Origin of the sequence: Brevibacterium linens ATCC 9172, from assembly GCF_900169165.1 — a bacterium.
Taxonomy (GTDB): Bacteria; Actinomycetota; Actinomycetes; order Actinomycetales; family Brevibacteriaceae; genus Brevibacterium; species Brevibacterium linens.
Genome location: NZ_FXYY01000001.1, coordinates 285,211 through 308,635 on the forward strand (window position 1 = coordinate 285,211; position 23,425 = coordinate 308,635).

A 23,425-nucleotide genomic window follows, 5' to 3' on the forward strand; every position below is an offset into this window, starting at 1 on the left:
GACTCCGGCTGTGAGAGTGATCTCACAGCCGGGTTCGGAAACGCTGTTTTTCGGACTCGTCCACACCGCAAGGGACAGCGCCGTCTTTTCGGGAAGCACTCAACACCGAGAAGGCAGGATATGAACCACAGCGCTCAGTCGACCCCCAAGACCACGGCCCCACCTGGCCGCATCGGTCTCTACGATCCGGCGCTCGAACACGACAACTGCGGCCTCGCGCTCATCGTCCGCTATCGCGGATCTGCCGACCACGAGGTCGTCGAACAGGCCCTGACCGCTCTGCGCAAGCTCGAGCACCGAGGCGGCATCGGTTCGGACGAGGGCACCGGCGACGGTGCGGGCATCACTCTCCAGGTGCCCCATGACTACTTCGCCGAGGTGCTCGCCGCCGACGGCATCGACCTGCCCGAGCCCGGCGCGTACGCCGTGGGCATCGGATTCTTCGCCCAGGACTACGGCCGCGATCTCAAGGCCGCAACCCCGCCGCTGTCGGAGAACGTGTCCCCGGACTTAGGCGCCGGCTCCGCGGCCGGCGACGAAACCCACGACGACCTCGTCGCCCGGATCGCCGCCGAGGAGGGCCTGCGCGTCCACGCGGTGCGGGATGTGCCCCACGATGACAGTGTGCTCGGCGACATCGCCCGGTCGACCATGCCGCGGATGCGCCAGGTCTTCCTCACTTGCGACGAGCGCTACCCGGCCCGTGACGACGCGGACCTCACCCGTCGCGCCTACATCGTGCGCAAGCGACTCGACCACGCGGGCATCTACTTTCCCTCGCTGTCCCCGGCGACCATCACCTATAAGGGGATGCTCTCGACCGGTCAGCTCTCTTCGTTCTACACAGAACTCCGCGACGAGCGGCTGACGTCGCGGATCGCACTGGTCCACTCGCGCTTCTCGACGAACACCTTCCCGTCGTGGCAGCTCGCCCAGCCATTCGGCACGATCGCTCACAACGGCGAGATCAACACCGTGCGCGGCAACCGCAACTGGATGCAGGCCAGGGAATCGAAGCTCGCCTCCGAACTCCTCGTCTCTCCCGTGCCCGAGACCGCGCGCAGCCTCGACCGGCTGTGCCCGATCGTGCCGCCCGGTGCCTCCGACTCGGCGTCGTTCAATGCCGTCGTCGAGCTCATGGTCGCCTCCGGACGATCGTTGCCGCAGACGATGCTGATGATGATCCCCGAGGCCTGGGAGAACAATCCGGGCATGGGCGAGGAGCGTCGGGCCTTCTACGAATATCATTCGCTGCTCATGGAGCCCTGGGACGGTCCCGCCTGTGTGGCCTTCACCGACGGCCGGCTCGCCGGCGCCGTCCTCGACCGCAACGGCCTGCGCCCGGCCCGGTACGTGATGACCGAGGACACGGTGGTGCTCGCCAGCGAGGTCGGAGTCGTCGATCTGCCCGAGTCCGAGGTCGTCGCCCGCGGCCGCCTCACCCCGGGCCGCATGTTCCTCGTCGACACCGAGTCCGAGCGCATCATCTCCGACACGGAGATCAAGAACCAGCTCGCCACCGACCACCCCTATTCCGACTGGGTGGACAGCTGCTCGAAGCGATTGAAGGATCTGCCCACCCGCGTCCACGTCACTCACCCGCAGTCCTCGGTCAGGCGCCGCCAGCGCACCTTCGGCTACACCGAGGAGGAGCTGCGAATCCTCATCTCGCCGATGGCCGAGACCGGGGCCGAACCGCTGGGTGCGATGGGCACGGACACCGCGATCGCAGCGCTCAGCCAGCGACCTCGCCTGCTCTTCGACTACTTCCACCAGAACTTCGCTCAGGTGACGAATCCGCCGCTCGACTCGATCCGCGAGGACATCGTGACGAGCATGGCTGCCGGGATCGGCCGAGAGGGCAATCTGCTCGAGTTCTCGAAGCCCGACTCCGCGCACATCCTGCTCGACCAGCCGGTCATCGACAACGACGAGCTCACGGCGATCGCGCACGTCAAGGGCAGCCACCTCGGCGTGGAGAACGCACACCCCTCCGTGATCCTCTCCGGCCTCTACTCGGTCAACGGGGGAGAGGACGCGATGGCCGAGCGTCTCGAGGCGCTGTGCGCCGAGGCGAGCGCGGCGATCGAGGCCGGCGCCGTGTTCATCATCCTCTCCGACCGGGACTCGACGGCCGATCTCGCTCCGATCCCGTCGCTGCTGCTCACCTCGGCGCTGCACCACCACCTCGTGCGCGAACGCTCGCGGACGCGGGCGAGCATCATCGTCGAGGCCGGTGACGTCCGCGAGGTCCACCACGTCGCGACCCTCGTGTCCTTCGGGGCGTCCGCGGTCAATCCGTACCTCGTCATGGAATCCGCCGAGGCGCTCGTCCGCTCGGACCGGATCCGGGGAATCAGCGAAGAGGCCGCAGTTGCCAACGTGCTCACCGCGCTCAACAAGGGACTGCTCAAGATCATGTCGAAGATGGGCATCTCGACTGTGCAGTCCTACCACGGGGCGCAGACCTTCGAGGCTCTGGGACTGTCCGAAGCATTCATCGACAAGTACTTCACCTCGACTCCGCACCAGCTCGGCGGCAGGGGCATCAGGGAGATCGCGGCGGAGACGAGTGCCCGCCACGGGGACTCCTACCGCGATGATCACCCCCGCCCCTCGCACCGGAACCTCAACGTCGGCGGGGAGTACCAGTGGCGTCGCGAAGGGCCGGAGCATCTGTTCAACCCGGAGACGATCTTCAAGCTCCAGCACTCCACCTCCACGGGACGCTTCGACATCTTCGGCCAGTACACGGCACAGATCAACGAACAGTCGCGCGAGCTCATGACGCTGCGCGGTCTCTTCGACCTCGTTCCACGCGAATCGGGCCCGATCGACATCTCCGAGGTCGAACCGGCCGAGGAGATCATGAAGCGGTTCTCGACCGGAGCGATGAGCTACGGTTCGCTGTCCCAGGAGGCCCACGAGACCCTGGCGATCGCGATGAACCGGATCGGCGGCAAGTCGAACACGGGCGAAGGCGGCGAGGACACCGAGCGGCTCATCGACCCCGAGCGCCGTTCGGCGATCAAGCAGATCGCCTCGGGGCGCTTCGGCGTCACGAGCCACTACCTCACCGAGGCCGACGACCTGCAGATCAAGATGGCGCAGGGAGCCAAGCCCGGCGAGGGCGGGCAGCTGCCCGGGACGAAGGTCTACCCGTGGATCGCGAAGACTCGTCACGCGACTCCGGGCGTCGGGCTGATCTCGCCTCCGCCGCACCATGACATCTACTCGATCGAGGACTTGGCCCAGCTCATCCACGACCTCGGCCGCGCCAACGCCAAGGCTCGGGTCCACGTCAAGCTCGTGTCCGCGATCGGCGTGGGCACGGTGGCTGCCGGAGTGGCGAAAGCCGGTGCCGACGTGGTCCTCATCTCCGGGCACGACGGCGGAACCGGAGCGAGTCCGCTCAATTCGCTCAAGCATGCGGGCACTCCCTGGGAGCTCGGCCTCGCCGAGGCTCAGCAGACCCTCGTGCTCAACGGTCTGCGCGAGAAGGTCAGCGTACAGGTCGACGGTCAGCTCAAGACCGGCCGGGATGTCATCATCGCAGCCCTGCTCGGCGCGGAGGAGTTCGGGTTCGCGACCACGGCCCTCGTCGTCTCCGGCTGCATCATGATGCGCGTGTGCCACAAGGACACGTGCCCGGTGGGTGTGGCGACCCAGAACCCGAAGCTGCGCGAGCGCTTCCACGGTCAGGCCGATCACGTCGTCAACTTCTTCACCTTCATCGCCGAGGAGGTCCGCGCCTACCTGGCGGCACTCGGCCTGCGCAGCCTCGATGAGGCCATAGGCGCGGTCGAGCGGCTGAGCATCGACGAGGAGCGGGCGGCCGCAACAGGTCTCGACCTCGATCTCGCCTCGATCCTCAAGGTCCCCGTCGACCTCCACGGCAGCTCCGACGTCGCACGCAAATGCGGCGAACCCGTCGACCGCGACTTCGCCGACGAGCTCGACCTCCGCCTGCTCGAGCAGGCCCGAGACGCCATCTCGGAGGGCACGGAGACGACGATCACCTCGGCGATCGAGAACACCGACCGCTCGGCGGGCACCCTGCTCGGCCATCACGTCACTCTCGCCCACGGGCAAGCGGGACTGCCGGACCACACGATCCGGCTCGAGCTGCGCGGAACTGCCGGACAGTCCCTCGGCGCCTACCTGCCGCAGGGGGTCAGCATCGAACTCCACGGTGATGCGAACGACTATGTCGGCAAGGGCCTGTCCGGAGGAATCGTCAGCGTTCGGCCGCATGCGGCGAACCCCACCCGACCCGAACACAACGTCATCGCCGGCAATGTGCTCGGCTACGGGGCGACGGCCGGCAAGCTGTTCTTCTCGGGACAGGTGGGGGAGCGGTTCCTCGTCCGCAATTCCGGCGCCGAGGCAGTCGTCGAGGGCATCGGCGACCACGGCCTCGAATACATGACTGGAGGTGTGGCAGTCATCCTCGGTGGCACCGGCCGGAACTTCGCCGCAGGCATGTCCGGCGGCACCGCCTATGTGCTCGACTTCAATCCGGCCCGACTCAATCCCAAGGAGCGGGCGGCCGGGGTCTTCCGCTTCACCGGCGTCGGTGTGGACGATATGGAGATCCTCGAGCGGCTGCTGCGTGAGCATGTCGAATGGACTGCCTCACCGCTGGCCGGCGAGCTCCTCGACGGACTGCGCCGAGGACAGGACGTCCTCTCCCGCTTCACGAAGATCATCCCCGTCGCCTACGCGACGGTCAAAGACATCCAGGACGAGTTCGTCGCGGCCGGCAAGGCCGTCGACTCGGACGAGGCCTGGCACACGATTCTGGAGGCGACCAATGGCTGATCCGCACGGATTCCTCACCGTCGAACACCGGGAGCTGCCGAAGCGGCGCCCCGTCCCGATCCGTCTCATGGACTTCAAGGAGGTCTACGAGGCGGGTGATCCCGAGCAGCTGCGACGGCAGGCGTCACGCTGCATGGACTGCGGCATCCCCTTCTGCCATCAGGGCTGCCCGCTGGGCAACCTCATCCCGGAGTTCAACGACGCGATGTACCGCGGCGAGCTCCCGCGCGCCGTCGAACTGCTCCACGCGACGAACAACTTCCCGGAGTTCACCGGGCGTGCCTGTCCGGCCCCGTGCGAGAACGCCTGCGTCCTCGGCATCAACCAGCCGGCAGTGACGATCAAACAGGTCGAGGTCACGATCGTCGATCAGGGCTTCGAGGCCGGTCTCATCCAGCCGATCATCCCCGAGCGGATCACGGGCCACACGGTCGCCGTGATCGGATCCGGTCCCACCGGGCTGGCCGCGGCCCAGCAGCTGACCCGAGCCGGGCATACGGTCGTCGTCTACGAACGCGCCGACCGCCTCGGCGGACTTCTGCGCTACGGCATCCCGGACTTCAAGCTGGAGAAGCACCACATCGATCGTCGACTCGATCAGATGCGTGCGGAGGGCACCCGCTTCAAGACCTCGGTCGAGGTCGGACGCGATGTCACGCTCGAATCCCTGCGTTCGAGCTTCGATGCCGTCATCGTGTGCACGGGTGCGACGGTTCCGCGCGACATGCCGATCCCCGGCCGCGATCTCGACGGGGTCGAATTCGCCATGGACTACCTCGTGCCCTCGAATCGGGATCAGGCGGGCGATCATCGCGGCCCCGAGGCCGACTCGTCGGCGTTCATCGATGCCGCGGGCAAACACGTCATCATCATCGGCGGCGGGGACACGGGCGCCGACTGCTTGGGCACTGCCCTGCGCCAGAAGGCCGCCTCGGTGACGACTCTGGCGATCGGCGCCCAGCCGCCTGCCGAACGCAGTGAGAGCGATCCGTGGCCGACCGTTCCTCGCGTCTTCGAAGTCCAGTCCTCGCACGAGGAGGGCGGAACGCGGAAGTACCTCGCCTCGACCACGCGCTTCGTCGGCGACGACACCGGCCGCGTGAGCGGGATCGAGGTCGCCGAGACCCAATTCGTCGACGGCCGCCGGATTCCGACACCGGGCACCGAACACGTCCTCGAGGCCGATCTCGTGCTGCTGGCACTGGGCTTCTCCGGACCGGAATCGGAATCGTTCGATCTCGACGTCGCGAAGACCGGAGCCTTCACCCGTGATGACTCCTACGCTTCGGAGACCCCCGGAGTCTTCGTCGCCGGCGATGCCGGACGCGGGCAGTCGCTCATCGTGTGGGGCATCGCCGAGGGGCGCGCCGCGGCCGCCGAAGTCGACCGGTTCCTCACCGGGTCGACGAGGTTGCCGGCACCCGTGCAGCCCACCGACGAAGGGTTCAAATGCTAAGATAGGTTATTTCAGAAATTGAGAAAAGGCGGTGGGGCGGCACAGCGCAGTGCCGTTCCACCGTCCGTGACCAGCGCCGATCGGTGAAAACCGTCAGCTGAGACTTTAGGTAGGGTGGAGCGTATGAGGCGTGCAAAGATAGTCGCAACTTTAGGTCCGAACCAGAACTCCTATGAAGAGATCCGCGAGCTCGTCGATGAAGGCGTCGATGTCGCCCGATTCAATCTGAGCCACGGAAAACGAGAAGAGCACGAAGAGAAGTTCGCCTGGGTCCGCCAGGCCGCCCTCGACACCGGACGCCCCGTCGCCGTCCTGCTGGACCTCCAGGGTCCGAAGATCCGCGTGGGCACCTTCGCCAACGGGAAGGAAGAGCTCGTCGAAGGGGCCACCTTCACCATCACCAGCCGTGATGTCCCCGGCACCGCAGAGCTCGTCTCCACGACACTGCCGACCCTGGCAGAAGACGTGTCCGTGGGAGATCCGCTGCTCATCGACGACGGACGCCTGCGCCTGCGCGCCACCGAGGTGACCGCCACCGATGTGGTCACCGAGGTCGAGATCGGCGGAACCATCTCCAACCACAAGGGCATCAACCTGCCCGGAGTCCCGGTCTCCGTTCCCGCTCTGTCGGAGAAGGACGTCGACGACCTCAAGTGGGGTCTGCAGCTCGGCTTCGACTGGGTCGCCCTGTCCTTCGTCCGCAGCCCCGAGGACATGAACGATGTGCGAGCGGTCATGGACGAGGTGGGAATCACCGCTCCGGTCATCGCCAAGCTCGAGAAGCCGCAGGCGGTCGACCAGCTCGATGAGATCATCGACGCCTTCGACGGCATCATGGTCGCCCGCGGCGACCTCGGCGTCGAACTGCCGCTCGAACAGGTCCCGATCGTGCAGAAGCGGGCCGTCGAAATCGCCCGTCAGCAGGCCAAGCCCGTCATCGTGGCCACTCAGATGCTCGAGACGATGATCGACGCACCGCGGCCCACCCGCGCCGAAGCCAGCGACTGCGCGAACGCCGTCCTCGACGGCGCCGATGCGCTCATGCTCTCCGGTGAGACCTCGGTGGGCAGTCACTGGGTCGAAGCGATCCGGACGATGAGCCGGATCATCGGCTCCACCGAAGAGCACGGTCTCGAACGGATTCCCGCGCTGGGCACCGTTCCCCATACGAAGGGCGGAGCCGTCACCGCGGCAGCTGTGCAGATTGCTCAGCAACTGGATATCGACCTTCTGTGCACCTTCTCGCAGACGGGCGATTCGGTGCGGCGCATGTCGCGTCTGCGCCCGGCCTGGCCGATCCTCGGCTTCACCCCCGACCCGCAGGTCCGTCACCAGCTGGCGCTGACCTGGGGAGTCCGGCCGTATCTCGTGAAGACCGTGCGTCACACCGACCAGATGGCACGCCAGGTCGACGCCGTTCTGCTCGCCGACGGCACGGCTCGCGAAGGCGATCAGAGCATCCTCGTGGCCGGTTCGCCTCCCGGGATCCCCGGCTCGACGAACGCCCTGCGCATCCACACCATCGGCGATGCCGCCAAGGGTGTGACGGCCGCCTACCAGGACGCCTCGGACTCGGAGGAGGATCCGCTGGCCGGGTACGGGGTCGTCGCCGAAGCGCCCATCACCCGCGAGGTGCCGATCGTGCGCGAGGGCCACTCGCCCCGCCACTGATCAACTGCGGTCCGACGCGCCGGCGGCGCCTGTCCTGTCATCACAGGGCAGGCGCCGCCGGCGTCTGCGTGCCCGCGGGCGCGTCGCGAGCCGATTCCAGGATGCGAGACAGATCACAGAAGATCGAGGAATTTCAGGGATTGCTCAACAGTTGTGCTCTCTGTTGCCCAATCCTCCCTGCGGATCACAGAGGGGAGGACCCGCTAGGAGAGGAATTCAATGAGACTGCCCGCGTGGAGCAAGTCCTTCGGAGTGCAGGTGACCATCGCACTCATCGCCGGTGTCATCCTCGGGCTCATCGCCCGCTCATGGGGACCGGTCAGCGACAGTGCTGACAACTGGCTCGGCCAGACCCTGGACACCATCGGCTCGTCGTATGTCACCCTGCTCAAGGCCGCCGTCGTACCGCTGGTGATCACTGCGATCATCGCGAGCATCGGCAACCTGCGCAAGGTCACCAATGCCGCCCGGCTTGCGGTGTCGACCCTGCTGTGGTTCGCCCTCACGGCGCTGATCGCCGTCATCCTCGGACTCATCATAGGCGTCGTCATGCAGCCCGGTGCCCATGCCGATGCTGCGTCGCTGAGCACCGGCGCTCCCGAATCCCAGGGCAGCTGGCTGGGCTTCCTGACCGGTCTGATCCCGGTGAACGTCCTCGGACTCGAGGTCGCCACGTCGGCGGATGAGGCCGGAGCGCTGACCTCCGATGTCAACTTCAACATCCTCCAGCTCATCATCGTCTCCGGCGCCATCGGCATCGCCGCGGTCAAGGTGGGCAAGGCCGCAGAGCCGTTCCTCCAGTTCACCGAGGCGGCTCTGGCCGTGGTTCAGAAGGTCGTCTGGTGGATCGTGCGGATCGCTCCGATCGGTACGCTCGGCCTCATCGGCAACGCCGTGAACTCCTACGGCTGGTCGACGATGGGATCGCTGCTGTGGTTCGTCGTCGCCGTCTATGTCGGTCTCGCGATCGTCTTCTTCGTCGTCTACCCGGCCCTGGCTCGTGCCAACGGTCTGTCCGTGCGCCAGTACTTCTCCGGAGTCTGGCCGGCCACGCAGATGGGCTTCGTCTCTCGGTCCTCGATCGGCACCATGCCCGTGACGCAGAAGGTCGCCACCGACAATTTCGGGGTGCCCCATTCCTACGCCGCCTTCGCCGTGCCCTTCGGCGCAACGACGAAGATGGACGGCTGCGCGGCGATCTACCCGGCGATCGCGGCGGTGTTCGTTGCTCAGTTCTTCGGCATCGATCTCTCCCTCATCCAGTATCTGCTCATCGTCTTCGTCGCCGTCATCGGTTCGGCCGCCACGGCCGGCACGACGGGTGCGACCGTGATGCTCACCCTGACGCTGTCGACGCTGGGGCTGCCCCTCGAGGGCGTGGGTCTGCTGCTGGCCATCGAGCCGATCGTCGACATGGGCCGCACCGCGCTCAATGTCTCCGGTCAGGCACTCGTTCCGGCCATCGTGGCCAAGCGGCATGAGATCCTGGATGTCGAACGCTTCGATGCCCCGCGCATCAACGGCTACGTTCTGACCGAGGAGGATGCCGATGTCGACGAGACCCGCACCGAGGAGGCCCACAGCCGGAGTTGATCTCCTCTCAGCCGAGGGACCGGCCGAGCCCGATGTCCTGCAGGTGACATCGCTGCTCGGCCGCCTCGTCGAGGGCCGACCTTCCGACCCCATGTCGACATCGAAGAGGTCGCAGTCGCCCCGCAGGCGCAGGGCAGAGGTGTGGGGAAGGGGCTGCTGGCCGCGCTCGTCCGGGCGGCGCGTGAGAGCGGGACGGAGATCCTCACCCTCGGCCTGCGGCGCTGAATCGGCCGAATGAGCCGAATGGTGTGCACGGGCGGCTTCGAAAATCATAGGTAGTGATCTTGATCAGTGCGTATGCACTTCGAGCCCGCGGGTGCTGACACCCCCGAGGGAATGCAAGAAGGCACTGTCGACAACATGGTCGACAGTGCCTTCGTCTGTACCGGATGCGGGACTCGAACCCGCACGTCTTTCGACAATGCATTTTGAGTGCACCGCGTCTACCGATTCCGCCAATCCGGCTCGTCACGAGCTGTCCTGTCAGGACCGCCTGTGCAACGGGGACGATTCTACTGCGCGCGCGGACCGATTGCACATTCGCCACCCGCCGAGGATGCCCGCCGGTGGCCACCGTCACCGGCCGTGGCCACCCTCACAGAAGAAACTTACCGGTCCGCTGGCCACGACGCTGAGCGCCTGGTCTAGACTGGTGACGTGCTTTCAAACAGCGAAGAATCAACTTCAGATGAGTCCGTGCCGGTCCGCCGCGTAGTCGTGGCCGAAGACGAGGCCGTGATTCGTCTCGATATCGTAGAAATGCTCCGCGAGGTCGGCTATGACGTCGTCGGTGAGGCTGCGGACGGCGAATCCGCCATCCGCCTGGCCGAGGAGCTGCGCCCCGACCTCGTGGTCATGGACATCAAGATGCCGATCCTCGACGGAATCTCCGCGGCTGAGCGCATCGCCCGCGCCCGCATCGCGCCCGTGGTGCTGCTCACCGCCTTCTCGCAGAAGGAGCTCGTCGAGCGTGCCCGCGATGCCGGCGCAATGGCCTATGTCGTCAAGCCGTTCACCTCGGCCGACCTCATCCCGGCATTGGAGATCGCGCTCTCGCGTCACGCCGAGATCAGCTCGCTCGAGTCCGAGATCTCCGATCTCACAGAACGTTTCGAGACCCGCAAGCTCGTCGAACGCGCCAAGAGCCTGCTGCAGACGTCCATGGGGCTGAGCGAACCCGAGGCCTTCCGCTGGATCCAGAAGACCTCGATGGACCGCCGACTGACGATGCGCGAGGTCGCCGAGACCGTGCTCAAGCAGATCGGCAGCAAGAAGTAACCACCTTCCGGACCAGGCAGGTCCGGACCCGGAACTCAAGAAGGCCGGCGGATCCCGAGATGGATTCGCCGGTCTTCTGCGTTCGCTGCGGAAGGTCCTGTCTCGGCCCTTCGCCTCGGCCCTTCGGTTCGGACCTCAGCCCTTCGGCTCGGTTTTCAGGATCATGTTCGTGATCCGCACGATCGAGAGCAGCCGCCCCGCCTCGTCGGTCATCTTCACTTCATGGGAGACGATCGTGCGTCCCTGGTGGAGCACCTCGGCGCGACCGGTGACCACGCCCTCACGTGCGGCACGCAGGTGAGTGGCATTGAGATCGACTCCGACGACGTTCCTACCCCCGGAGAGCAGGTACGAATGCATCGATGCCAGCGACTCGGCGAGGACGACGTGGCCGCCTCCGTGGAAGAGTCCCATCGGCTGCCGATTGCCGGCGACCGGGGCCGTGGCCACGACATGGTCATGGGCGAGCTCGACGAATTCGATTCCCATCCTCTCGGCCAGCTCACCACCGGAGCCCGGACCACGCAGCTGCTCGAGCAGCGTGTCGATCTCCTCAGATGTGGTGTGAGTAGTCAGGGACACGTCGGGATGCAGCATCGGTTCTCCTTCAAGTCAGCTTCGAACGCTAGGCTATGCCATGTGAGTCACTCAAACGAATCCCTCCTGCTCATCGACGGACACTCCCTGGCCTACCGGGCTTTCCATGCCCTGCCGGTCGAGAACTTCTCCACCAGCACCGGTCAGACGACGAACGCCATCTACGGCTTCATCTCGATGCTCATCAACGTCCTCCGCGACGAGGACCCCAGCCATGTGGCCGTGGCCTTCGACCTCGGACGCCAGACCTTCCGCCTCGAAGAGTACCCCGAGTACAAAGCCGGCCGGGCGAAGACTCCGCCCGAGTTCCATCCGCAGATCGACCTCATCAAGGACATCGTCACGGCGATGGGCATCCGGGTCGTGACGAAGGAGGGCTTCGAAGCCGACGACGCCCTGGCGACGATGGCGAAGATGGGCACCGAGGCCGGCTCGTTCGTCGAGGTGATGAGCGGAGACAAGGATTCGTTCCAGCTCGCCTCCGACCGGGTGACGGTCCTCTACCCGAAACGCGGAGTCAGTGATCTCAACCGGATGACTCCTGCCGCGGTCGAGGAGAAGTACGGGGTCAGCCCCGCGAACTATCGGGGGCTGGCCGCGCTCGTCGGTGAGAAGGCCGATAATCTGCCCGGCGTGCCCGGAGTCGGTGACAAGACCGCTGCCAAATGGCTCACCGCCCACGGCGACCTGCCCGGCGTGCTGGACAACGCCGACAAGATCGGCGGCAAGGTCGGCGAGAAGCTGCGCGACCATATCACCGAGGTGGAGCGGAACTACCGACTCAACCGCCTCCTCGACGACGTCGACCTGGGCCTGGAGTTCGACGACCTGGCCTGGGGCGAAGGCGACCCGGCCGAACTGTCGACCCTGTTCGATCAGCTCGAGTTCCAAGCCCTCGGCAAGCGTCTGGCCGCGATCTTCCCGGAGGCCGGAGACGATTCCGAGCCGGCCCCGGCCCGCGAGACCACCGTCGAGACCGTCGACATCGAAACGCTGCTGTCGAAGATCGCCGACCACGATGTGCTCGCGCTCGATTCGGATGCCTCCTTCGAGCTCGGTCACGGTCAGGCCCGGACCCTTGCGGTCTCCGCCGAACCCGGGCAGGCGTGGGTCGTCGACCTCGCCGAGGCGGGGCAGAAAGCCGTCGGCAAGCTCGGTTCCGCCCTGGGCGGGCATGCGCTCATCCTCCACAGCTCGAAGCTTCAGGTCAAGGCGTGGGAGTCGATGGGGCTGTCCGTGACCGATATCGCCGGGGACACGGCTCTGGCCGCCTACCTCCTCGTTCCCGATGCCCGTTCCTACGAGCTCGGGCAGATCGCCGCCGACCGCGCCGGCATCGACCTCAGCGAACCCGAAGCTGATTCAGGACAGCTCGCCCTCGACCTCGATTCGGATGCCGCGGTGACCACGCACGGTCAACGCGCCGCCGCTCTGCTCGAAGTCCACGAGGTGCTCGCCGCCGCCGTCGACGACGCGAACATGACGCAGGTGTACCGCGAGATCGAGCTGCCGCTCGTGCCCGTGCTCGCGCGGATGGAAGCGACCGGAATCGCCGTCGACGAGGATGGACTGTCGAATCTCATCGACGAATTCACGAAACAGGCCGAAGCCAGCGCGCAGGAAGCCTACGACGCGATCGGCCACGAGGTGAATCTCGGTTCTCCCAAGCAGCTGCAGACCGTGCTCTTCGACGAACTCGATATGCCCAAGACCAAGCGGACGAAGACCGGCTATACGACGGATGCCGAAGCCCTGGCCGAACTGTTCGTCAAGACCGAACATCCCTTCCTCCAGCATCTGCTGGCCTACCGGGATTCGACGAAGCTCAAGCAGACCGTGGTCGGACTGCTGAAGACCGTCGCCGACGACGGCCGCATCCACACCACGTACCAGCAGACCGTGGCTGCCACCGGACGGCTCTCCTCGCTGGATCCGAACCTGCAGAACATTCCGGTGCGAACCGAATCGGGCCGACGCATCCGGGAGATCTTCATCGCCGATCCCGAGGTGTCGGGTGGGACTCTGCTCACCGCCGACTACTCGCAGATCGAAATGCGGATCATGGCTCACCTGTCCGGCGACGACGCGCTCATCCAGGCGTTCAAGGACGGCGAGGACCTCCACTCCTATGTCGGCTCGAAGGTCTTCGGCGTCGGTATCGACGAAGTCGACTCCGAGATGCGTTCGAAGGTCAAGGCCATGTCCTACGGGCTGGTGTACGGACTCTCCGCCTACGGGCTCTCCCGGCAGCTGGCGATCGGGGTCGATGAAGCCAAGGGGCTGATGGACCAGTACTTCGAACGGTTCGGGGCCGTCAAGGACTACCTCGACGACATCGTCGAACAGGCCCGCGCCAAGGGGTTCACAGAGACCATCATGGGCCGCCGCCGCTATCTGCCGGCGCTGCACAGTGACCGCCGACAGCTGCGGGACATGGCCGAGCGCGCCGCACTCAACGCACCGATCCAGGGGTCGGCCGCCGACATCATGAAGATCGCCATGCTCAGGGTCGCCGCGCGGCTGCAGGACCTGCACTCGCCGATGCTGCTGCAGGTTCATGACGAGATCATCGTCGACGTCCGCCCTGATGAGATCGACGAGGTGACGACGATCGTCACGGAGGAGATGGGGTCGGCGTTCGAGCTCGATGTGCCCCTCGACGTCAACGTCGGCACCGGCCGCTCCTGGCATGCCGCCGCCCACTGACCACCCGTCGCTCGTTCAGGGCCCGACGCACTCTTCGCGGCGTGCACCTGCCGCGGAGCGTGCTCACACGTGTTCGAGGGCGCCGGGCGCGGGGGACCGGTCGGAGACGTCAGCGTGCTCGGCTGAGCGGCACCTCAGTCTGTGGTCAGTGTGGTGGAGAAGATCACGGTGCCGGGCATGAGCGCTCCGCGCAGCGGTGACCAACCGCCCCAGGCGGTCCGATTCTCTTCCGGCCATTCGGGTTCGGTCACCGAATCGATCGTGAAGCCGGCCTCGACGAGCAGACGGACCCAATCGCTCATCGTGCGATGGTGCTCGGCGTAGACGGGCTGACCGTCGGAGGACAGTTCGACGTACGGTGTGCGGTCGAAATACGAGTACTCGACGGTCAGACCGGCCTCACCCGGAACATCGGGGAACATCCACCGCATCGGGTGAGTTGTCGAGAAGACCCACTGTCCGCCGTTGCGCAGCACTCGGGCCACCTCGGCGAAGACGACCTCGGCGTCTTTGACGAAGGGCAGGGCACCGTAGGAGGAGAACGCGCGATCGAAGCTGTTCGATGCGAACGGCAGCTGTCGGGCATCGGCGAGGAGGAACGTCGGGGGAGTCGCCTCGGCGCTCAGGGGATGCTCGCGCTGCAGACGCGAGGCCTGCTCGAGCATTCCGGCGGAGACGTCGACACCTGTGGTGATCGCGCCCTGCTCGGCCAGCCACCGGGAGCACTGACCGGCACCGCAGCCGACCTCGAGAACCTGCTTCCGGGCGACATCGCCGAGGAGGCGCACATCGGATTCGTGAATTCCTTCCGGACACCAGATGAAATCCGAAGCCCCGAGGAACGTGCCGTGATCGGCGAGATACTCCTCGGCAGAGTTGTCCCAATAGCTGCGATTGGCCCGGACTGAAGCCTCTTCGTCGATCGGGAGATAGCCACCGCTGATGACCTCGGCTCCGTCAGTTCCTTCGCTCATGGTTCCTCCGTGGCCCCAGGTGGTGATGATTCGTCTCTTCGGCGTGCATTCACACCCGAAAAGGTGCTAGCATTGACAACCGTATGCGCCTGTGCATACAAGTCCAAATTCGCAATCGAGACCGGATTCGGTTCTTGCGGCAACTTACACGACCTGTCGCCAGGGTACCGGATCTGGACCAATATTCCATCGGAGTCCCTACCTATATGACCACCACCACGCCGGAATCGGTGCAGCCGAAGCAGGTCGCTGTCAACGACATCGGAACCGCTGAGGATTTCCTCGCCGCCGTCGATGAGACCATCAAGTACTTCAACGATGGCGACATCGTTGAGGGCGAAGTCGTCAAGGTCGACCGTGACGAAGTCCTCGTCGACATCGGATACAAGACGGAAGGCGTCATCCTCGCACGTGAGCTTTCCATCAAGCACGATGTCGATCCCGGCGAAGTCGTCGAGGTCGGGGACGAAATCGAAGCCCTCGTTCTTCAGAAGGAAGACAAAGAGGGTCGTCTCATGCTGTCGAAGAAGCGCGCTCAGTACGAGCGTGCCTGGGGCGACATCGAGAAGATCAAGGAAGACGACGGCGTTGTCACCGGCACCGTCATCGAGGTTGTCAAGGGCGGCCTGATCGTCGACATCGGACTGCGTGGCTTCCTGCCCGCGTCCCTCGTCGAGATGCGCCGCGTCCGCGACCTCGCCCCCTACATCGGCCAGCAGGTCGAAGCCAAGATCATCGAGCTCGACAAGAACCGCAACAACGTGGTCCTGTCGCGCCGTGCCTGGCTCGAGCAGACCCAGTCGGCCGTCCGTCACGACTTCCTGCAGACCCTGCAGAAGGGCCAGGTCCGTCCTGGTGTCGTGTCCTCCATCGTCAACTTCGGTGCGTTCGTCGACCTCGGTGGTGTCGACGGACTCGTCCACGTCTCCGAACTGTCCTGGAAGCACATCGATCACCCGGGTGAGGTCGTCACCGTGGGCGACGAGGTCACTGTCGAGGTTCTCGACGTCGACATGGACCGTGAGCGCGTTTCGCTGTCGCTCAAGGCCACCCAGGAAGATCCGTGGCAGCACTTCGCTCGCACGCACGTCATCGGACAGATCGTGCCGGGCAAGGTCACCAAGCTCGTTCCGTTCGGTGCATTCGTGCGCGTCGAAGACGGCATCGAGGGCCTCGTCCACATCTCCGAGCTGGCCGTGCGCCACGTCGACCTGCCCGAGCAGGTCGTTTCGGTCGACGAGACCATCTACGTCAAGGTCATCGACATCGACCTCGAACGCCGCCGCATCTCGCTGTCGCTGAAGCAGGCGAACGAAGGCGTCGACCCCGAGGCCGAAGAGTTCCTCGACCCCGCTCTGTACGGCATGCCGCAGGAGTACGACGAGGACGGCAACTACAAGTACCCCGAGGGCTTCGATCCCGAGACCAACGAATGGGTCGAGGGCTACGAGGCTCAGCGCGAGGCCTGGGAGCAGCAGTACGCCGCCGCTCAGGAACGCTGGGAAGAGCACAAGAAGCAGGTCGCCAAGGCCATCGCAGCGGATGCCGAGGCCTCCGCAGCCGATGCCGTCGGTTCTGCCGAAGCCGCTCCGGCCACCGGATCGTTCTCCTCCGAAGAGGCGAACGACGAGGGCACTCTGGCCAGCGACGAAGCTCTCGCAGCCCTGCGTGAGAAGCTTGCAGGCAGCTGATAGCAGCCATCACTTGGGCTCCCGGTCGGAAGGCCGGGAGCCCTTTGTGTATGCCCCCACGACTCGAGAGCGCCTGCGCCCCTGGCTGTGGTACGCCCTCCTCCTCTGCGTCGGCAGCCTGACCGTCTTCGGCTCCGTCGCCGCGGACCCCGGCGGCAGCGTCGTCGCGTCCAACGACGACACCTCCCTGTTCATCTGGTGGCTCGGCCACGGCGCACACGTGCTCGCCGACGCCCTCGGATTCGGAACCGGTGAGACCGACGGCCTGCTGTACACGGAATCGATGAACGCCCTCGGTGGGGGAGTCAACGGTGCCTGGAACACCTCTTTGGCCGGCTTCGCGATCCTGCTCGCTCCCGTGACGTGGGTGGCCGGCCCCATCGTGAGCTACAACCTGCTCGTCCTCGCCTTCCCGGTGCTGGGCAGCCTGGCCACGGCGGTGCTCTTCCGCCGCTTCCTCGACCGTCTGCCCGCTTTCCTCGCCGCTGCCGGGGTCGGCTTCTCCAGCTATGTCATCGCCCAGCTCGGCGGCCACCCGAACCTCGCCTATATCGTCACCCCGCCCCTGACCGCGTGGGCGATCGTTGCCCTTCTCGACCTCGGGCGGACGACCGCCGCTCATGGCCGTTGCCTTCTCCGCGATCGCCGCCTCTGGGCGCTCGGCGGAGGTTTCGGGCTCCTCCTCGGCTTCCAGTTCTACGTCTCCACCGAAGTTCTGGCCGGAACCTTCCTCGCCGCACTCTGCTTCCTGGCCAGCCTCGTCGTCTTCGGACGCCGCCTCTACCGCGCCCGGTCATGGGGCGCCCTCGGTCTCGGTTCCGCAGTCGCCGGCTGCATCGCCATGCTGTGTGCGATCCCGCTGCTGGTGACCATGTCCGGGCCGAACGCCCCACAGGGCGCCATTCGCCCACACGGAGTATGGAACACCGACCTGCTCGACCCGATTCTGCCTGCGGCCCCGGCCTGGCTGAGCTCCGGGGTCTCCCCGCTGCCCCGGATCATGGAGATCGACCCGGCCGAACTCGGCGCCTACATCGGCGTACCGGCTCTGGTGGCCTCCGTGCTCATCGTCGCCGGCCTCGGCCGCCGCTCCGTGTCTGCGGTGCCGGTGCGCATCGCGGCCGCAACCGGATTCCTCGTCTTCCTGCTGGCGTTGGGTTCCCCGATCCTCCTGGGCGGCCGCGTGCTTGTCGAGACCGGTCCGTTCGCGCTCGTCGAGGCCGTCCCCGTACTCAACAACATCCTGCCCATGCGGCTCGTCTTCCACTCGACGATCGCGCTCTTCTCCGTGCTCGGAATCGGCCTCCAGTGGGCCCTGAGCCACCGGAAGCTGCGTCGCGCCCGCGCCCTCCTCATTCTGCTCGTCCTCGCCGCCGTTGCCATCCTCCCTGCTCCGCAGACCGCCCATGAGGTGACAGTTCCAGACTTCTACGAGCACTCCATCGCCGAGGTGATCCCCGCCGGATCCGTCGTCAAGACTTTCCCCCGCCCCCTCGCATGGGCCGAGCCCCACGCCGACGAGGCCATGGTGTGGCAGTCGGTGAGCGGATTCCGCTACCGCGAGACCGGCGGTTACTTCATCGGTTCGAGCCCGGAATCGCCGGTGACCTATTCCGCCCCCGAGGATGCCCTCGACGAACTCCTGCACGGCTCCGTCTTCGACGGTGAGCCCATGCCGGGCGCGGACAGTCCGGAAGTCGCCTCGGCGATCGCCGAACTGAGGGAGACCGGGGTCGACTTCATCGTCCTCGCGCCCGAAGCTCCGCTGCTGCCGGGAGGCGACGGAGACTATGCGGAATTCCTCGATGCCGCCGTCGGAGATCCGATCTTCGCCGAGGAGGGAGTGCGGGTGTACCGACTGGATCAGTAAGATGATCCCATGCTGAGAATCGGTCTCACCGGCGGAATCGGCGCCGGAAAGTCAACGGTGTCCGCAATGCTCGTCGAACACGGGGCAGTGCTCGTCGACTCCGACAGGATCGCCCGCGAAGTCGTCGAACCCGGACAGCCGCTGCTCGAGAAGCTGGCCGAGGCCTTCGGGCCGCAGGTGCTGCACTCCGACGGTTCGCTCGACCGGCAGGCACTGGCCGCGGAAGCCTTCGTCGACTCCGACCACACAGCACGGCTCAACGGCCTGATGCATCCGGCGATCCGCGACCGCACCGCCGAACACTTCGCCAGACACGCCGACGCCGAGATCGTCGTCCACGACGTTCCGCTGCTCGTCGAGAACGACATGACACCGGCCTACCACCTCAATCTCCTCGTCGACGTGCCCGCCGAGGTGCGCCTTCAGCGGCTCATGGACTCCCGCGGAATGGACCGCGACGACGCCGCCGCACGGATCTCCCGCCAAGCCGATGACGACACCCGCCGAGCAGCCTGCGATGTCACCATCGACAACTCCGGTCCCGTCGACGAGACGAAAGCTGCCGTCGGACGCCTCATCGAATCGCGGATCCGCCCGTTCGCCGCCAATCTCACGGCCGGCCGGTGGGCCCCGCGAACTGTTCTGGACCTCGTCGACCCCGCGGACGCGGACTGGTCCGGTGACGCACAGCGAGTAGTCGCAAAGCTGAGGCACGGCACCGCCGACGAATTCACCGTCGAGCACATCGGCTCCACCTCGGTGCCGGGACTGCCCGCCAAGGACGTCATCGACCTGCAGCTCCTCGTCCCCGATCTCATCGCCGCCCGGGAGCTGGAGCCTCGATTGGCCGAGCTCGGGTATCCGGGCACAGAGATGAGTGACCACCTCGGTGAGGGCGGAACCGAGCCGAAGTGGTTCCACGCGAACACGGATCCTGGTCGGGCCGTCAACCTGCATGTGCGCACAGCCGACTCCGTCGGTGCGCACTTCGCCCGAGCATTCCGGGACCTGCTCACCGAGGATGCGTGGGAGCGGGAGAGGTACCTGCAGGTGAAGCGCGAACTCACCGCCGAAGCGAAGGCAGCAGGCGCGACGGACGCGCAGATGACGCGAACCTATGCGGAGTCGAAGGAATTGTACTTCCTCGAGATGCGTCGCAGGCTCGTTCCCGACAGCTTCGACTGACGCGGTGACATACGGCACCAGGCATTCAGTCGGTGGCGTCGTTCCGGCTCCGGCCTGCCCAATGTCAGGGGCGGGGGCTAGGGTTGGACTATGAGCTCAGAACGCCCCCTGCCAGCGATCGGCCACCGCCCCGACGTCACCCGCGAGGTGGCGCCCTTCGAGGTCGTCTCCGAGTACTCTCCCTCCGGTGACCAACCGACGGCGATCCGAGAGATCTCCGACCGGCTCGACGCAGGAGAGCGGGACATCGTCCTCCTCGGTGCCACCGGCACAGGCAAGTCGGCGACGACGGCATGGCTCATCGAGCAGGTGCAGAGACCTACCCTGATCATGGCGCCGAACAAAACTCTCGCCGCGCAGCTGGCGAACGAGTTCCGACAGCTGCTGCCCAACAACGCGGTCGAGTACTTCGTCTCCTACTACGACTACTACCAGCCGGAAGCCTATGTCCCGCAGACGGATACGTTCATCGAGAAGGACTCCTCGATCAACGACGAGGTCGAACGTCTCCGGCACTCGGCCACGAATTCGCTGCTGACCAGGCGTGATGTCGTCGTGGTCTCGACGGTGTCGTGCATCTACGGTCTCGGCACACCCGAGGAGTACGTCGACCGGATGGTCACCCTTCACAAGGGCGACGAATGCGATCGGGACGAACTGCTCAAACGCTTCGTGTCGATGCAGTACGCCCGCAATGATATGGCCTTCACCCGCGGCACTTTTCGTGTGCGCGGAGACACCGTGGAGATCATCCCGCAGTACGAGGAGCTTGCGCTGCGCATCGAGTTCTTCGGCGACGAGATCGAATCGCTGCAGACCCTCCACCCGCTGACGGGTGAGATCGTGCGCGACGAGGAGACCATCCACGTGTTCCCGGCCAGCCACTATGTCGCCGGTGAGAACCGGATGGCAAAGGCCATCAGCGGGATCGAGGACGAGCTGCAGAAGCAGCTGAGCGAATTCGAGTCTCAGAACAAGCTGCTCGAAGCACAGCGGCTGAAGATGCGCACGACCTATGACCTCGAGATGATGGAATCGATGGGCTTCACCTCCGGCATCGAGAACTACTCCCGGCATATCGACGGTCGCGCACCCGGCTCGGCACCGAACTGCCTGCTCGACTACTTCCCCGAGGACTTCCTGCTCGTCATCGACGAATCGCATGTCACCGTCCCGCAGATCGGCGGCATGTACGAAGGCGATATGTCGCGCAAGCGCACCCTCGTCGAGCACGGTTTCCGTCTGCCCAGTGCCATGGACAACCGGCCGCTGAAGTTCGACGAGTTCCGGGAGCGCGTGGGACAGAGCGTGTACCTGTCGGCCACACCCGGCAACTTCGAACTCGGCAACGCCAACGGATACGTCCAGCAGATCATCCGCCCCACCGGACTCGTCGACCCGGAGATCAAGGTCAAGCCGACGAAGGGGCAGATCGACGACCTGCTCGATGAGATCAAGACACGCGTCGATGCGAATGAGCGTGTGCTCGTGACCACGCTGACGAAGAAGATGGCCGAAGATCTCACCGACTATCTGCTCGAACACGATATCCGCGTCCAGTACCTCCACTCCGACGTCGACACCCTGCGACGTGTGGAACTGCTCACAGAACTGCGCGCCGGTGAATTCGATGTGCTGGTCGGCATCAACCTCCTGCGTGAGGGCCTCGACCTTCCCGAGGTCTCCCTCGTGGCGATCCTCGATGCCGATAAGGAAGGCTTCCTCCGATCGTCGACATCGCTCATCCAGACGATCGGTCGTGCCGCACGCAACCTCAACGGCCAGGTGCACATGTACGCCGATACGATCACGGATTCGATGCGCACCGCCATCGACGAGACCGACCGCAGGCGCGCCATCCAGATCGCCTACAACGACGAGCACGGAATCGATCCGGCGCCGCTGGTCAAGCGGATCGCGGACATCACCGAACGACTGCAGCGTGAGGACGAGGACACGCGTGAGCTGCTCACGGAGTTCGACTACGGCAAGGGAAAACGCGGTTACAACTCGACCCTGACCGACGACCAGAGGGAAGCCGCGGGCCAAAGCGGTTCGCTGCGCCCGCCGGCCGCTGACCTCACCGAGCTCATCGAATCGCTGACCTCGCAGATGCATTCGGCTGCCGCGGAACTGCAGTTCGAGCTCGCCGCACGTCTGCGCGATGAGCTCTCCGACCTCAAGCAGGAGCTGCGTCAGATGAAGGAGGCCGGGCACGCCTGAGCCGTGCCGGTGACGCGTGAGCGATGCTCGCGTGTTTATACTGGTGTGCTGGCGAAAGGGAGTATCCCGTCCATCCGCGGTCGTCACCACGACTCCACACCGGGGTCCGGACGCGGAGCGCACGCAGATTCACCGCGTGGGAGAGACTTTCGACCTGGATACATCCTATTCACCACGAAAGGCATCCATGGATATCCTGTCCTCCACGCTGGCCGCCGGCGGCAACGCCGCTGCAACGAGCGAATCTCCGATTCCCGTCTGGTTCATGATCACCTCGGGAATCATCGTCGTCGCGATCCTCGTCTTCGACCTCCTCCTCGTCGTCAAACGACCACACACCCCGTCGATGCGCGAAGCGAGCATCTGGGTCGCCTTCTACGTCGCCCTGGCGCTGGTCTTCGCCGGTGCGCTGTTCGCCATCGGCGATGCCCAGCACGGCAGCGAATTCCTCACCGGCTGGCTGCTCGAGTACTCGTTGAGCATCGACAACCTGTTCGTCTTCATCATCATCATGGGCAGCTTCTCGGTACCGCGGAAGTACCAGCAGGAAGTGCTCATGGTCGGCATCATCATCGCCATCATCTTCCGCGGCATCTTCATTCTCGCGGGTGCGGCGATCATCAGCGCCTTCGTCGAAGTCTTCTTCATCTTCGGCATCTTCCTCCTCATCGTCGCCTACCGTCAGGCCTTCAGCTCCGAAGACGAGGGCGACGGCGAGAACGGCCTCATCCGGTTCCTGCGGAAGCGGATCAACGTCGTCGACGAATTTCACGGCAACAAGCTGCGGGTGACCCTCGACGACAACAAGAAGTACTGGACCCCGATGTTCATCGTGTTCATCGCCATCGGCTCGACCGATGTGATGTTCGCACTCGACTCGATCCCCGCGATCTTCGGCGTCACGCAGAATGCGTTCCTCGTGTTCACCGCGAACGTGTTCGCCCTGATGGGACTGCGTCAGCTGTACTTCCTGCTCGGAGGGCTCGTCGACAAGCTCGTGTACCTCCACTACGGAATCGCTGCGATCCTCGGGTTCATCGGCATCAAGCTCATCATCCACGCTCTGCACTCGAGCGATTGGGAGTTCCTGGCGTGGGGACATTCGATCCCCGAGGTGCCGACGTGGCTGTCCCTGACCGTCATCGTCCTCGCCATGGCGGTCGCCACGATCGCCTCGCTGATGAAGATGAAGAAGGACGGAATCTCCTTCAAGGACGTCAGCGCCGACCAGTCAGACGAGTCCGAAGAGGCCTGAGCCGATCGGATTCGGTCGTGCCGACACCGCCTCGGTGTCGGCACAGAACGAGCGGGGTCCGTCTCGATCTCTCGAGACGGACCCCGCTCGTGTCTGCTCCGTCCG

14 protein-coding genes and 1 tRNA gene are annotated in these 23,425 nt (G+C 65.4%); 12 read left to right on the plus strand and 3 right to left on the minus strand.

What is annotated here, in order from left to right; translation table 11 throughout:
* Nucleotides 1-120 precede the first annotated feature (120 nt).
* The 5 genes from gltB (at nt 121) to BLIN9172_RS18785 (ending at nt 9,766) form a co-directional block, all read left to right on the plus strand.
* The gene (gltB, locus tag BLIN9172_RS01255) at nt 121-4,821 is read left to right on the plus strand and encodes a glutamate synthase large subunit (RefSeq protein WP_101553495.1); all 4,701 of its coding nucleotides are present in this window, start codon (nt 121-123) and stop codon (nt 4,819-4,821) included.
* Entirely contained in the window at nt 4,814-6,277 is a 1,464-nt protein-coding gene (locus BLIN9172_RS01260; RefSeq protein ID WP_101553496.1) for a glutamate synthase subunit beta, read from the plus strand. The genes gltB and BLIN9172_RS01260 overlap by 8 nt, the downstream gene beginning before the upstream one ends.
* 123 nt (nt 6,278-6,400) lie before the next feature.
* Nucleotides 6,401-7,948 (plus strand): pyruvate kinase, encoded by a 1,548-nt coding sequence (pyk, locus tag BLIN9172_RS01265; RefSeq protein ID WP_101553497.1) that lies wholly within the window; start codon nt 6,401-6,403, stop codon nt 7,946-7,948.
* Nucleotides 7,949-8,167: 219 nt separating this feature from the next.
* Nucleotides 8,168-9,541, plus strand: a complete 1,374-nt coding sequence (locus BLIN9172_RS01270) for a dicarboxylate/amino acid:cation symporter (protein WP_101553498.1) — start codon at nt 8,168-8,170, stop codon at nt 9,539-9,541.
* Between the two features lie 48 nt (nt 9,542-9,589).
* On the plus strand, nt 9,590-9,766 hold the full coding sequence (locus tag BLIN9172_RS18785) for a GNAT family N-acetyltransferase (RefSeq protein WP_081770363.1): 177 nt from the start codon (nt 9,590-9,592) through the stop codon (nt 9,764-9,766).
* A 158-nt stretch (nt 9,767-9,924) separates the two neighbouring features.
* On the opposite strand, the gene BLIN9172_RS01280 is transcribed toward BLIN9172_RS18785, so the two are convergent.
* Nucleotides 9,925-10,006: transfer RNA gene (locus tag BLIN9172_RS01280), tRNA-Leu, on the minus strand.
* Nucleotides 10,007-10,198: 192 nt separating this feature from the next.
* Here BLIN9172_RS01280 and BLIN9172_RS01285 point away from each other — a divergent pair.
* The gene (locus tag BLIN9172_RS01285) at nt 10,199-10,819 is read left to right on the plus strand and encodes an ANTAR domain-containing response regulator (protein ID WP_035320143.1); all 621 of its coding nucleotides are present in this window, start codon (nt 10,199-10,201) and stop codon (nt 10,817-10,819) included.
* Between the two features lie 135 nt (nt 10,820-10,954).
* Here BLIN9172_RS01285 and BLIN9172_RS01290 read toward each other — a convergent pair whose 3' ends face one another.
* Entirely contained in the window at nt 10,955-11,416 is a 462-nt protein-coding gene (locus tag BLIN9172_RS01290) for a PaaI family thioesterase (RefSeq protein ID WP_101553499.1), read from the minus strand.
* Nucleotides 11,417-11,458: 42 nt separating this feature from the next.
* Here BLIN9172_RS01290 and polA point away from each other — a divergent pair, with 42 nt between their 5' ends.
* Entirely contained in the window at nt 11,459-14,122 is a 2,664-nt protein-coding gene (gene polA / locus BLIN9172_RS01295; RefSeq protein WP_101553500.1) for a DNA polymerase I, read from the plus strand.
* Nucleotides 14,123-14,256: 134 nt separating this feature from the next.
* Here polA and BLIN9172_RS01300 read toward each other — a convergent pair whose 3' ends face one another.
* Complete coding sequence (locus tag BLIN9172_RS01300; RefSeq protein ID WP_101553501.1) at nt 14,257-15,096, minus strand: class I SAM-dependent methyltransferase; 840 nt, start codon at nt 15,094-15,096, stop codon at nt 14,257-14,259.
* A 206-nt stretch (nt 15,097-15,302) separates the two neighbouring features.
* Between BLIN9172_RS01300 and rpsA the strand changes: the two genes are divergently transcribed.
* From rpsA to BLIN9172_RS01325, 5 genes are all read left to right on the plus strand, one after another.
* Complete coding sequence (gene rpsA / locus BLIN9172_RS01305; RefSeq protein ID WP_101553502.1) at nt 15,303-16,787, plus strand: 30S ribosomal protein S1; 1,485 nt, start codon at nt 15,303-15,305, stop codon at nt 16,785-16,787.
* Between the two features lie 46 nt (nt 16,788-16,833).
* On the plus strand, nt 16,834-18,657 hold the full coding sequence (locus BLIN9172_RS01310; protein WP_240811959.1) for a hypothetical protein: 1,824 nt from the start codon (nt 16,834-16,836) through the stop codon (nt 18,655-18,657).
* Between the two features lie 9 nt (nt 18,658-18,666).
* Entirely contained in the window at nt 18,667-19,842 is a 1,176-nt protein-coding gene (gene coaE / locus BLIN9172_RS01315; RefSeq protein WP_101553504.1) for a dephospho-CoA kinase, read from the plus strand.
* A gap of 90 nt (nt 19,843-19,932) precedes the next feature.
* Nucleotides 19,933-22,065: an excinuclease ABC subunit UvrB gene (uvrB, locus tag BLIN9172_RS01320; protein WP_101553505.1), complete on the plus strand. Its 2,133-nt coding sequence runs from the start codon at nt 19,933-19,935 to the stop codon at nt 22,063-22,065.
* A 187-nt stretch (nt 22,066-22,252) separates the two neighbouring features.
* A complete protein-coding gene (locus BLIN9172_RS01325) occupies nt 22,253-23,320 on the plus strand; it encodes a TerC/Alx family metal homeostasis membrane protein (protein WP_101553506.1) in 1,068 nt (355 codons plus the stop codon).
* The last annotated feature ends 105 nt before the right edge of the window (nt 23,321-23,425 follow it).

Excerpts from the sequence above, each read along its gene's own strand:
- gltB (WP_101553495.1), top strand. The coding sequence starts at position 121 with ATGAACCACAGCGCTCAGTCGACCCCCAAGACCACGGCCCCACCTGGC.
- BLIN9172_RS01260 (WP_101553496.1), top strand. The coding sequence starts at position 4,814 with ATGGCTGATCCGCACGGATTCCTCACCGTCGAACACCGGGAGCTGCCG.
- pyk (WP_101553497.1), top strand. The coding sequence starts at position 6,401 with ATGAGGCGTGCAAAGATAGTCGCAACTTTAGGTCCGAACCAGAACTCC.
- BLIN9172_RS01270 (WP_101553498.1), top strand. The coding sequence starts at position 8,168 with ATGAGACTGCCCGCGTGGAGCAAGTCCTTCGGAGTGCAGGTGACCATC.
- BLIN9172_RS01290 (WP_101553499.1), bottom strand. The coding sequence starts at position 11,416 with ATGCTGCATCCCGACGTGTCCCTGACTACTCACACCACATCTGAGGAG.
- BLIN9172_RS01300 (WP_101553501.1), bottom strand. The coding sequence starts at position 15,096 with ATGAGCGAAGGAACTGACGGAGCCGAGGTCATCAGCGGTGGCTATCTC.
- rpsA (WP_101553502.1), top strand. The coding sequence starts at position 15,303 with ATGACCACCACCACGCCGGAATCGGTGCAGCCGAAGCAGGTCGCTGTC.
- coaE (WP_101553504.1), top strand. The coding sequence starts at position 18,667 with ATGCTGAGAATCGGTCTCACCGGCGGAATCGGCGCCGGAAAGTCAACG.
- uvrB (WP_101553505.1), top strand. The coding sequence starts at position 19,933 with ATGAGCTCAGAACGCCCCCTGCCAGCGATCGGCCACCGCCCCGACGTC.
- BLIN9172_RS01325 (WP_101553506.1), top strand. The coding sequence starts at position 22,253 with ATGGATATCCTGTCCTCCACGCTGGCCGCCGGCGGCAACGCCGCTGCA.